The 11435-nt window shown below is 73.0% G+C and carries 9 protein-coding genes; 7 read left to right on the forward strand and 2 right to left on the reverse strand.

Annotated elements, in window-relative coordinates; all coding sequences use genetic code 11:
- Window positions 1-5: 5 nt before the first annotated feature.
- The 4 genes from ACZ6PY_RS18520 (at window position 6) to ACZ6PY_RS18535 (ending at window position 4522) form a co-directional block, all read left to right on the forward strand.
- Complete coding sequence (locus ACZ6PY_RS18520; RefSeq protein ID WP_466073712.1) at window positions 6-1049, forward strand: P1 family peptidase; 1044 nt, start codon at window positions 6-8, stop codon at window positions 1047-1049.
- 119 nt (window positions 1050-1168) lie between these two features.
- Window positions 1169-2593, forward strand: a complete 1425-nt coding sequence (locus tag ACZ6PY_RS18525; RefSeq protein ID WP_466073713.1) for a M1 family metallopeptidase — start codon at window positions 1169-1171, stop codon at window positions 2591-2593.
- Window positions 2594-2717: 124 nt separating this feature from the next.
- Window positions 2718-3698 carry an ATP-binding cassette domain-containing protein gene (locus ACZ6PY_RS18530; protein ID WP_466073715.1) on the forward strand — a complete coding sequence of 327 codons (981 nt, stop codon included), beginning with the start codon at window positions 2718-2720 and terminating at the stop codon, window positions 3696-3698.
- Complete coding sequence (locus tag ACZ6PY_RS18535; RefSeq protein ID WP_466073717.1) at window positions 3695-4522, forward strand: ABC transporter permease; 828 nt, start codon at window positions 3695-3697, stop codon at window positions 4520-4522. The genes ACZ6PY_RS18530 and ACZ6PY_RS18535 overlap by 4 nt, the downstream gene beginning before the upstream one ends.
- A gap of 2 nt (window positions 4523-4524) precedes the next feature.
- Here the strand turns inward: ACZ6PY_RS18535 and ACZ6PY_RS18540 are convergent, their stop codons facing one another.
- Window positions 4525-7704, reverse strand: a complete 3180-nt coding sequence (locus ACZ6PY_RS18540; RefSeq protein WP_466073719.1) for a winged helix-turn-helix domain-containing protein — start codon at window positions 7702-7704, stop codon at window positions 4525-4527.
- Between the two features lie 135 nt (window positions 7705-7839).
- Here ACZ6PY_RS18540 and ACZ6PY_RS18545 point away from each other — a divergent pair, with 135 nt between their 5' ends.
- Both ACZ6PY_RS18545 and coaD read left to right on the forward strand, forming a co-directional pair.
- A complete protein-coding gene (locus tag ACZ6PY_RS18545) occupies window positions 7840-8373 on the forward strand; it encodes a DUF6817 domain-containing protein (protein WP_466073721.1) in 534 nt (177 codons plus the stop codon).
- A gap of 56 nt (window positions 8374-8429) precedes the next feature.
- Window positions 8430-8834 carry a pantetheine-phosphate adenylyltransferase gene (gene coaD / locus ACZ6PY_RS18550; RefSeq protein WP_466073723.1) on the forward strand — a complete coding sequence of 135 codons (405 nt, stop codon included), beginning with the start codon at window positions 8430-8432 and terminating at the stop codon, window positions 8832-8834.
- A gap of 823 nt (window positions 8835-9657) precedes the next feature.
- On the opposite strand, the gene ACZ6PY_RS18555 is transcribed toward coaD, so the two are convergent.
- Window positions 9658-9945 (reverse strand): DUF2277 domain-containing protein, encoded by a 288-nt coding sequence (locus tag ACZ6PY_RS18555; protein ID WP_466073725.1) that lies wholly within the window; start codon window positions 9943-9945, stop codon window positions 9658-9660.
- A gap of 396 nt (window positions 9946-10341) precedes the next feature.
- Here ACZ6PY_RS18555 and ACZ6PY_RS18560 point away from each other — a divergent pair, with 396 nt between their 5' ends.
- Window positions 10342-11346: a helix-turn-helix transcriptional regulator gene (locus ACZ6PY_RS18560; RefSeq protein WP_466073727.1), complete on the forward strand. Its 1005-nt coding sequence runs from the start codon at window positions 10342-10344 to the stop codon at window positions 11344-11346.
- The last annotated feature ends 89 nt before the right edge of the window (window positions 11347-11435 follow it).

Here is an 11435-nt window from a genome sequence, read left to right on the forward strand (position 1 = left end):
GCACCATGGACCAGCTTCCCCGTCGGGCCCGCGACCTCGGGATCGTCGTCGGGCCGCTGCCCACCGGCCCGCACAACGCGATCACGGATGTCGCGGGGATCCTGGTCGGGCACACCACCGTCGACGACGGCGCCGACCTGCACACCGGTGTCACCGCGGTCGTACCGAGCCAACTCGGTCCCGGCCGGTGGACCCTTCCGGCCGCCGTCCACACCGGCAACGGCTACGGGAAACTCGTGGGCTCGACCCAGGTGGACGAACTCGGCGTGCTGGAGTCACCGATCGTCCTGACCGGCACCCTGTCGGTGTTCCGGGCCGCGGACGCGCTGCTGGGACACCTGATGGACCGCCGGCCGGGCGAGCTGTCGTTCAACCCCCTGGTGGGTGAGACCAACGACGGCCACCTCTCGGACATCCGCCGTCGCCCGATCACCGAGGAACACGTCCTCGCCGCCCTCACGGGTGCGTCCGGCGCACCGCCGGCGGAGGGCTGCGTCGGGGCCGGCACCGGCACCACGGCCCTGGGCTTCAAGGCCGGCATCGGCACCTCGTCCAGGACGGTCCCGGTGGCCGGTCGACCGGCCACCGTCGGCGCCCTCGTCCAGTCCAACTTCGGCGGAGTCCTCACCGCCCTCGGGGTCCCGCTGCCGGTCGACGAGCTGATCCCGGACGCCGACCGGACGGCACCACCCGGCAACTCCTGCATGATCGTGGTGGCCACCGACGTGCCCCTGGACGCCCGGCAGCTCGGACGGGTCGCCCGACGGGCGGTCTTCGCGATGGGCCGGGTCGGGGCGTCCTACAGCAGCGGCAGCGGCGACTACGCGATCGCGTTCAGCACCGCACCACCGGACCGGTCGCCCATCCCGGACGGGGAGATCGACCCGGTCTTCGCCGCCGTCCTGGACGCCGTCGAGGAGGCGTTGCTCAACTCGCTCTTCGCCGCCGTCACCACCACCGGGGTGGGCGGTCGTACCAGCCACGCCGTTCCGCACCGAGCCGTGGTCCGGCGGCTGTCGGCGGCCGGCCGGCTGCCGGCGCACGGCTGACCCGCGTGCCTCGTGTCGATGAGGAGGCCTGGAGGGTCTTGACGATGCCCGTTCGGTGCGAGTGGATGGGGCGTACACATCTGGCCGCCGGTGACGGCAGTCCGAGGGAGAAGGTTCACATGACGATCCCCCGCTTGCGCGGCGCCGCGCTGGCCACGCTTGCCCTGGTCGCTGTCGGGTCGATGGTGGTACCGGACGCGGCTGGCGCAGCACCTGGCAAGCCCGGAGCCCCGCGTTACTCGGCCGGAGCCGCGAGCGTCGGCGACCCGTACTTCCCGGACGAGGGCAACGGCGGATATGACGTCCAGCACTACGACATCACCTTCTCCTACGACCCGGCAACCCGGTTCATGGCCGCCACCGCCACCATCAGCGCGATCGCCACGCAGGATCTCGACCGGTTCAACCTGGACTTCCGCGGTCCGGACATCTCGTCGCTGACGGTCAACGGGCATGCGCACGACTTCGTCCGTGACGGCCAGGAACTAGTCGTCACGCCCCGCCCGAAGCTCAAGACCGGGCAGGCCTTCACCGTGGTGGTGAAGTACGCCGGCGTACCGGGCCCGATCACCGACCCGGACGGTTCGATCGAAGGCTGGGTGCCCACCGACGACGGCGCCTTCGTCGCCGGCGAGCCGCAGGGCGCCCCGGCCTGGCTGCCCACCAACGACCACCCGACCGACAAGGCGACCTTCCGGTTCACCGCCAAGGTGCCGGAGGGGCTCACGGCCGTCGGCAACGGCCAGCTCCTGTCCAGGGAGACCCGGGACGGCTGGACCACCTTCACCTGGGACTCGACCGAACCGATGGCCACCTACCTGGCGACGATCACCATCGGCAACTTCGTGGTCACCGAGTCGACGACGCCGAGCGGCATCCCCGTGTACGTCGCGGTCGACCCGCGCCAGGTCGCCGGGTCCGCCGCCGCGGTCGCGCAGATCCCGAAGATGATCGAATTCTTCGCCGCGACGTTCGGCCCGTACCCGTTCGCCTCGACCGGCGCGATCATCGACCGGGCCCCCGACGTCGGCTACGCCCTGGAGACCCAGACCAAGCCGATCTTCTCCAGCGCGGCGAGCGTCGGCACGATGGCACACGAGCTGGCACACCAGTGGTACGGCGACTCCGTCTCCCCGCGGCGGTGGTCGGACATCTGGCTCAACGAGGGCTTCGCCACCTACGCCCAGTGGATGTACACCGAGTACAACGGCGGCGCGTCGGTCAACCAGACCTTCGCCAGCAGCAGCAACTACGGTCGGGCCGCGTCGTCGCCGTTCTGGCAGATCGTCCTCGCCGACCCCGGCCCGGAGGACATGTTCAGCAACATCCCCTACAACCGGGGTGCGATGACCCTGCACGCGTTGCGCGGCAAGGTCGGCGACGCCACCTTCTTCCGCATCCTGCGGGAGTGGGCGGCCAGCCACCGGCACAGCAACGCCGCGACGGCCGACTTCATCGCCCTCGCCGAGCGGGAATCCGGGCAGAACCTCGGCGCCTTCTTCGACGTCTGGCTGTTCCAGAAGGGCAAGCCCACGACCTGGTGACATCGGTGGGGTCCCGAGGGCGCCGCCGCCTGCCCCGAGCTGCCCGACGAGGCGGACGGCCCCTCGGTGAGCGTGTCGGTGCCGTGTCAGCGCCGTGTCAGGCGGCCGGCGCACGCTGTCCCGCATGACAGCTGACCTGATGATCGAGGCAGACGGCCTCGTCAAGACCTTCGGGAAGACGAGGGCGCTGCAGGGCGTGGACCTCGCGGTGCCCCGGGGGACGGTGCTCGGGGTGCTCGGCCCCAACGGCGCCGGCAAGACCACCGCCGTACGCATCCTCTCCACGCTCCTCACCCCGGACGCCGGCACCGCCCGGATCGGCGGCTTCGACGTCGTCCGCGACGCCGAGCGGGTCCGGCAGAGCATCGGACTCACCGGCCAGTACGCCTCGGTCGACGAGGACCTGACCGGGCGGCAGAACCTGGAGCTGTTCGGCACCCTGCTGGAGCTGGGGCGCGCCGGCGCGCGCCGGCGGGCCGCCGAACTGCTCGACTGGTTCGACCTGACCGACGCCGCCGACCGGCAGGCCAAGACCTACTCCGGCGGCATGCGGCGGCGGCTGGACCTGGCCGCCAGCCTCGTCGGCTCCCCCGACGTGATCTTCCTGGACGAGCCGACGACCGGGCTCGACCCGGCCAAACGTGAGGACATGTGGGAGGTGGTGCGGTCACTGGTCACCAACGGCTCGACCGTGCTGCTCACCACGCAGTACCTGGAGGAGGCCGACGCGCTGGCGGACGCCATCACGGTGATCGACCACGGGCGGGTCATCGCGCACGACACACCCGAGGGGCTCAAGCGGGTGGTCGGCGGCCAGACCCTCGAGGTCCGGCCGTCCGACCCCGCACAGCTGTCCCGGACCGCGGCGATCCTGACCGAGGTCGGCTCCGGCGCGCAGGCCGACGAGATCCGCAAGGGCGTGCTCGCCGTGCCGGTCGCCGACGACGCGGCCCTGACCGAGAGCGTGGCGCGGTTCGCCGCCGCCGGCATCGCGGTCACCGAACTGTCCCTGCACCTGCCGAGCCTCGACGAGGTCTTTTTCACGCTCACCGGGCGTACGGCATCCGACGACGAGACCACCCGCCCTCTGGAGGTCGTGGCATGAGCACCGTGATCGACACACCCTCCCGGGCCAGTTCCCCGCTGTCGACGGTCGCGGCGACACCACGACCCTTCCGGCTCGCCCGGCACTCGTTGGCGCTCGCCAAGCGCAGCCTCATCAAGACCTGGCGTACGCCCGAGGCACTCATCGACGTCACGCTGCAGCCGGTGCTGTTCCTCGTCATCTTCGTCTACATCTTCGGCGGCGCGGTCGCCGGATCCACCCACGACTACCTGCAGTTCCTGTTGCCCGGAATCCTGGCGCAGACCATCGCCACCGGCGCCATCGCGATCGGGGTCAACCTCAACACCGACATCGCGAAGGGCATCTTCGACCGGTTCCGGTCGCTGCCGGTCCCCCGCTCCGCGCCGCTGGTCGGCGCGGTCCTGGGCGACGTCGTACGGTACGTGATCGTCACCGTCTCGACCCTCGCGATCGGCTACGTGCTCGGGTTCCGGATCCACTCCGACCCGCTCCGGGCGATCGCCGGCTGCCTGCTCGCGGTGCTGTTCGCCCTCTGCCTGAGCTGGCTGCCGGTTCTCGTGGGGATGAAGGTGCGGACCCCCGGCGCCGTGCAGGGCCTGATGTTCGCGCTGATCATGCCGATGAGCTTCGCGTCCAACGTGTTCGTCAGCGCGGACACCCTGCCGGGCTGGATGCAGGCCTTCGTGGACGTCAACCCGATGACCCACCTGGTGGCAGCGGTGCGCGGGCTGTTCCTCGGCACCCCGGTCGGCGCGCACGTGTGGTGGACGCTCGCCTGGTGTGCCGGCTTCGTGGCGGTGTTCATGCCGCTGGCGTTGCGCGCGTACCGGAAAAAGGTCTGAGTTCAGCCGATCAGGTCGTCCATCAGCTCGCGGATCCGGGCGGTCGTCGCGGCGACGGGTCGCGCCCGCCACGCGGCCAGCAACGGCTCACGCTGCCCCTCGTCACCGAGGGCGGCGGTGAGCCGTTCGCCGTCTCCGGGTGGGAAGAAGGTCATGTCGTGGGCGCCTATCCGGATCCCGAGCGCGGACAGCTCACGGGCGGCTCCGGCGTCACCCCGGTACGCCGCCAGTTCGGCGCCGCCCACCGCCAACGCCCCGATCACCGGCAGGTCCCGCGAGGACAGCGCCTCGTCCCGGGCCAGCCGCAGCAACGCGGCCGCGTGGGCGTCGGCGGCGTCACCCGACGCCCGCCGCGCCTCGGCCACCCGCAGGTGCAGGACCGCCGCCGCGACCCGGAGGATCACCCGCGGCTGCGGCGGCGGCCCGGTCCACCCGGCCAGGGTCCGGGTCACCCCGTCGACGTGGGCGAGCACGTCGTCGTAGCGCCCCCGCTGCCAGGCGAGGTGGGCCAGCCCGAGGCGCGCCTGCGCGATGTCCATCTCCTCGGCCTGGCCCGCGGTCGCCGTCTCGTGCAGCCGCCGCTCCGCCTCCGGGTCGCCGGTGAGGGCACGTTGCACGTCCAGCCGTACCCGGATCGAGCGGGCGTCCTGCGTCGCGCCGACCAGCTCCATGTGGTGGACGCTGCGCGCCAGCCAGTCGGCCGAGCGGGCGTCACCGCCGGGGAGGAAGAACTGGCCGACGGCGCCCGCCGCCATCGCCATGCCCCAGTGGTCCCCGGCGATCTCGAACTGCCGGTACGCCTGCTCGGCGTCGACGATCGACGCCTCGGGCATGCCGCCGTTCTCCCGGATGGCGGCGCGGGCGAACAGGCCGAGTCCCTGCACGTACGGGTCCGGGTGGGCGATCATCTCGGCGGCGCCCTTCATGCTCCGGTCCAGGTCGGACGCGTCGAACATGGGGATCACCGACGCGAGCACGGTCGGCCGGGGCGACACCTCGGCGGGCCGCTCGGCCAGCAGCGTCCGTAGCGCCCGCCGGGCGAGCGCGGCGAGCCGGAGCTCGTTGCTGATGCCGGCGTTGACGCCGACCAGCAGGCAGGTCCAGGCGAGCCGGTCGGCGTCGGGCAGGGGCCGGCCGGCGGCGCGGCCGCGCAGGATCGCCGATGCTCGCCGCCCGTGCGGGTCCTCGGCGTGCAGCAGGCCCCGCGCCCAGCCGGTGACCTCGAGGTGCAGGCCGCGTACCGACCAGAGGTGGAACAGGGCGGTGGCGATGTCGACGGTGGCCGGTTCGTCGTCGCACCCGAACGCCCAGCGCAGGGCCCCGACCAGGTTGTCCTGCTCGGCGGCGCAGCGGGCGAGGGCCTCGATCTGGCCGGGCCCGATGAACCGGTCGGCGAGGACGACGGCCTGCTCCCGGGCCCAACTGACCAGGCCGGCCATGGCCCGATCGCGGTCGCCGGCCGCGCCGAGGCGGGCTTCGCCGTACTCGCGGACGGTCTCGAGCATCCGGTAGCGGGGCGGGCCGTCTCCCTCGACGAGGGTCAGCAGGGACTGTTCGACGAGCGTCGCCAGGCCGCGCCGTACGTCGGGGCTCTGTGCGACCGCGGCGGCGAGGTCCGCGGTGAACGGCGCGGGGATGACCGCGACCCGCTGGAGCAGCGCGCGGTCGTCGGGTGCGAGCAGTTCCCGGCTCCAGTCGACCATCGCCCACAGGCTCGCGTGCCGCTCGGGCAGGCCCCGCAGCGCGTCGTCGAGCAGCGCGAACCGGTCGGTCAGCCCGGCCAGTACGTCGTCGATCGGCATGTGCCGCAGTCGAGCGGCGGCCAGTTCGAGCGCCAGCGGCAGGTTGTCGAGCCGGTGACACAGCGCGAGCGCTCGTGCGGTGTCCCAGGTCGGCACCGCGCCGCCGGCCCGCGCCCGGGATTCGAGCAGCCCGAGCGCGTCGGCGTCCGGCAACGCGGTCAGCCGGTGGACCCGCTCACCGGCCAGGCCCAAGGGGGCCCGGCTCGTCGCGAGCACCGTGACCTCCGGCGAGGTCACCGCGACCAGGTCCGCGACGACGGTGGCCACCATGTCGAGAACGTGCTCGCAGTTGTCCAGCACCACGAGCCCGTCGAGGTCGGGCGCCGCGGCGCGGAGCCGTTCCTCGGGGCTGAGCACCCTCCGTTCGAGGCCCAGGTTGCCTCCGGTCGTGGAGGTGTCCCCTCCGCCGAGCGCCGCGAGCACCGTGGGCAGCACCTCGTCGGGTGCGCGCAGACCGGCGAGTTCGATCACGCGGACCGTCCGCCCGGCCGCCGCCGCGCGGCGCGCCACCTCGGCGGCCAGCCGGGTCTTGCCGGCGCCGCCGGTGGCCACGATCGTCACCAGGGCCGCCTCGGTGAGCGCCTCGCTCACGGTCTCGACGTCCCGCTCCCGACCGACGAGGGCGGTGACCGGTCGGCGCCACGCGGCGGGCAGGGCGGTCCGCGCCGGCTGCCGGGGCGGCGTCACGACAGCCGGGGTGGTGAGTTCACCACGGAGCAGCGCCAGGTGGACCTGTGTGACGACGGACGACGGGTCGGTGCCGTACCGGTCGGCCAGCTCGGCACGAAGCCCGTCGATCACCTCCAGCGCCTCGGCGTCCCGGCCCTGGGCGGCCAGCACGCGCACGAGCAGGGCGGCCGACGGCTCGTCCGGGGGCGTGCGGGCGACGAGCCGGCGCAGGTCGGCCTCGTCGAACGGCCCCGCACCGGCGAGTGCCGCCTCCGCGCGGAGCGCGGTGACGTCCGCGAACAGGCGCGTCTCCTCGGCGGTGACGAGCTCGGGGACCTCGGGGAACAGGGCCCGGGCCTGGTCGGCCCAGCTGCGGGTGGCCGGGAGGTCACCGGTCCGGAGTGCGGCACGTCCCCGCTCGGCGAGCGCCCGCGCCTCGACGGCGTCGACGGTGACCTCCTCCAGGGGCAGGCGGTATCCCCCCGGACCCGCGACCACCGGCAGTCCGAGCCGGCGTACCCGGGACACGAGCGCCTGGACGGCGCCGGTCGCGTCGTCGGGCGGCGTGCCGCCCCACACGGCGTCCACCAGCAGCGCGGTGGACACCGCCCGCCCCCGCGCGTCGACGAGCACGCGGATCACCGTCGCGAGCCGGTCGCCCCGGACCGGCCGGCCGTCGACGGCGAGCGGGCCGAGGATCGTGATGTGCACCGACCCAGCATCCCCCACCGCTACGCCGGGCCGTGGACGACCCGGTCCGATCATCGGGGCCGCGTGCCGGAAGCTGTGACATGTTGCGCAGCCTCAGGGCCCGCGAATCCGGCAGCCGACACCTACAGTCGGGACATGAGCACCGACGACGGTGTGCGGGCCTGGCTCCGCCGGCAGGGAGCCGAGCAGATCACCCATCCCGGGGGCACCCTGTACGCCCATCTCTGTCGGGTCAGCGAGCGACTCGCCGTGCTCGGCTGCGGCAGTGACGTGCAGGCCGCCGGCCTCACCCACGCCGTCTACGGCACCGACGGGTTCGACCTCGCCCTGCTCGATCGGGCCGATCGTGCGGTGCTACGGGAACTCGTTGGTGCCGACGCCGAAGAGCTTGTCTATCTGTACGACGCCTGCGACCGTGACCGCAGCTGGCGGAAGCTGGCAGAAACCGGCCAGGTGTTCGACCGCTTCGTCGGTCGGGTGCGAACGCCGGACGCGGCTCGACTCCGGTCGCTGGTGGACCTGAGCATCGTCAACGAACTGGACGTCTTCGAGCACGATCCCGCGGTGGCGGACCGGCACGGCACCTACTTCCGGGAGCTGTTCGCCTCCTGGGCCCCACTGGCCTCCGCGCAGGTCATCGAGGATGCGCAGCGGGTCCTGCGGCCGTGACACCCGAACCGCCGGCAGGGCCACGGTCGACGGCACGCACTCCCGGTCGCGTACGCGTGCGAGCCGTCTACCCCGGCACCTTCGATCCCTTCACCCCCGGGCACGTGAACGTGGTGGAACGGGCACGCGACATCTTCGACGAGGTGGTCGTGCTCGTCGCGGTCAACAGCAGCAAGCAGCCCGGCATCGACGAGGAGGCGCGGGCGGCCGCCGTTCGGGCCATCCTGCCGGTCGAGTGGACCACCGTCACCGTTGCGGCGTGGAGCGGGTTGACCTCGGCCTACTGCCGTCAGCACGACGTAGGGGTGATCGTCCGCGGGGTGCGTAACACCACGGACCTTCAGTCCGAGTGCCAGCTCGCCGCGATGAACCAGTCGCTGGGCGTCCCCACGGTGTTTCTGCCTGCGCGGCCCGAACTGGCCGCGGTGTCGTCGACCGCCGTGCGCACGCTGCGGGACTGACCCACGTCCCCGAGGGCGGCCGGGCTGGGGCGACCGCCGCATGGTCGACTCCCCGCCGGCCGACTCCGTCCCCTGGTGCTCGGCATCCGGCCGAAATGGCTGGCCTCGCCCACCCGTCCCGCCCTACCGTGTCGGTGGGCCTTCTTCTCCGGCCCACCCACGAGAGGACTTCACCCCGCGTGACCCCGCCTGCTCTGTAGACCTGACACCTTCACCGCATCGGTCGCCGACGTCGCCGTCGGCTCTTCTCCCGTGCCTTCCGTCAGGTCTAGAGAGAGATCATGTCTACGCGTCCTCATATCCTGCTGTCCTGGGCCCTTCGGCGCGCGCGCCGTCCCCTGCTCCCCTCCCCCTGCGTCCACTGCCCCTCCGGCCTCGCCGGCGCCGGCGGCGGTCAGGTCGGCGTCAGTGCCGACGGGACATGCCTCGGCTCCTGGCTCCTGGTCGCCTGTGCTGCCGGCGACCGCACGGGCGCACTCACCGTTCACGACCGCGGCCCGGTGGCGGCCATCTTCGGCGACCCCGTGTCCCGCCGCGCCGAACGGCTCACCCCCGGGAGGGCTGGGCGCCGGCCGTGCTCGCCGGGTCACGATCGGCATTCCGCTGAACCGCAGAACTCACCCGGACTGCTCGGGCGTCCTGCCGTGAGCCGCCGGCATGGACCCGAGCCCGGGCGGCAGGAACGGTGGCCCTGCCCCGGACTGCACCATGCGGCGATCCGGGCGCGGTCGCTCGTGGCCGGGCGAGAACGAGGGTCGAGGCCGGCCCGGTCCCGGCGAGGAAGGTAGACGCCGACGCCGGAACGGCAGTGCGACCGGACGCATCAGCCCGGCGTTGTCCCCCGCACACCGTACCGTTCGGCGGCGCGCGCCTTGGCCTTTGCCGCCTCCACCTCGCGGTCGCGGGGAGGCGCCTTCGTCACGAGGCTGTCCAGCAGGGTCCGGGTGGCTGCCGTGACCGCGCGGACCGCTTCTCCGAACGCCTCCTCATTCGCCGCGGACGGCCGCGTCGTGCCGCTGACCTTGCGCACGTACTGGATGGCGGCGGCTTCGATCTCGTCGTCGGTCACCGGCGGTTCGAAGTTGTGAAGCACGCGAATGTTCCTGCACATCCCCCCAGGATGCCAGGTCGGGCGGACCGGTAGGTGAGTTGGCCACGACGGTCACGGTGACAATGCCCTGCCCGCCCGGACAGATGATCCCGGCCCGCGGGCCGTGGAGTTCGACGCCGTCTCGGGCTCCCGGCCGCAGCGGTAGCGTGCGGCACACCGACAGCCGCTCCTCGAGGAAGGCCCTCCGTTCGCCGGCCTGCCGGCGCGCCGATGCGGGGTGTGCCGCCTGTACGGGCGTCCTCGGTCGCATGACGGCTGGTAGAACTTGCACCGGCTGGGCAGCGGCCCGGGCCACCGCAGTCCCGTCGACAACCACGCCGCCCTGGCGGCCCGACCACCACGCCGATGGTGTCCGCCGAAGCGGAACGAGCGCAGACCACAGGAGTGCCAGAACACATGGACGGAAGCGCAGGCAGCCCGTGGGCGGTGACCGGCCTGGATCCACTGGCCGGGCGGGTGTTGGAGCACCTGGTGGGCGTGCCGTCGGCGGACGTCACCGAGGTGGCGGCGGCGGTCGGGGTGTCCCCGGTAGAGGCGGAACGGGCACTGCGGCACCTTGCGGAGTCGGCGCTGGCGCTGCAGATCGACGGCACGGAGCCGCGCTGGGCGGCCGGTCCCCCACGGCCGTCGCTCAGCGCCCTGCTGGCCCGGCGGCGCGCCGAGCTGGCCCGCGTCGAGGGCATCGTGGAGCGGCTTCACGAGGTGTACGAGGCGGTGTCCGGGCCGCGCGCCGCGCACCTGGTGGAGGTGTTGGAGCGCGAGGACGAGGTGCCGGTGCGCTACGGCCAGCTGCTGAAGGGAAGCTCGGTCGAGATACTGCACCTGGCCAAGCCGCCGTATGTGACGGCCACGCAGGCGCCCGTCGGCGAGTCGGGGGTGGCTCCCGGGGTGCGGATGCGGTCGGTGTACGAGACGGAGGGCTTCACCGACGCCGTGTCGCTCGAGACAGCGCTGCGCGGGACGGGTCAGGGCGGGGAACTGCGGCTGGCGTCCGGGCTTCCGGTGAAGTTGGTGGTGTTCGACCGGGCGGCGGCTCTGCTGCCGGTGCGCGGGGACCGCCCGGCGGCGGGTTCACTGGTGGTGCACTCGCCCGCGCTGGTGGTGGCGCTGGTGGCGCTGTTCGAGAGCGTGTGGGAGCGCGCCGAACCGGTGTCGCTGGCGAGCCGACACGATGGGCCGGCCCCGAAGGGCGGTTCGGCAGCCGAGGGGCCGGACCGGCGGACGCTGGAGATCCTGCACATGATGGCAACCGGGATGAAGGACGAGGCGATCGCCCGCGTGCTCAAGGTGAGCCGCCGTACCGTGCAGAAGCATGTCAGCGATGCGGGTTCCCTGCTCGGCGCCCGGACCCGGTTCCAGATCGCGCTGCTGGCGGCGGAGCAGGGGTGGCTGAAGGAATAGGTGAGGACAGGATGGCGCCGCTGCCGGGATCCGACCCGCACACCCCTCCGACGCGAGACGGCGCGCCGGGAACCGCCTCGGGGGCGTCC

The sequence above is a fragment of the Micromonospora sp. NPDC048907 genome (genome assembly GCF_055586885.1).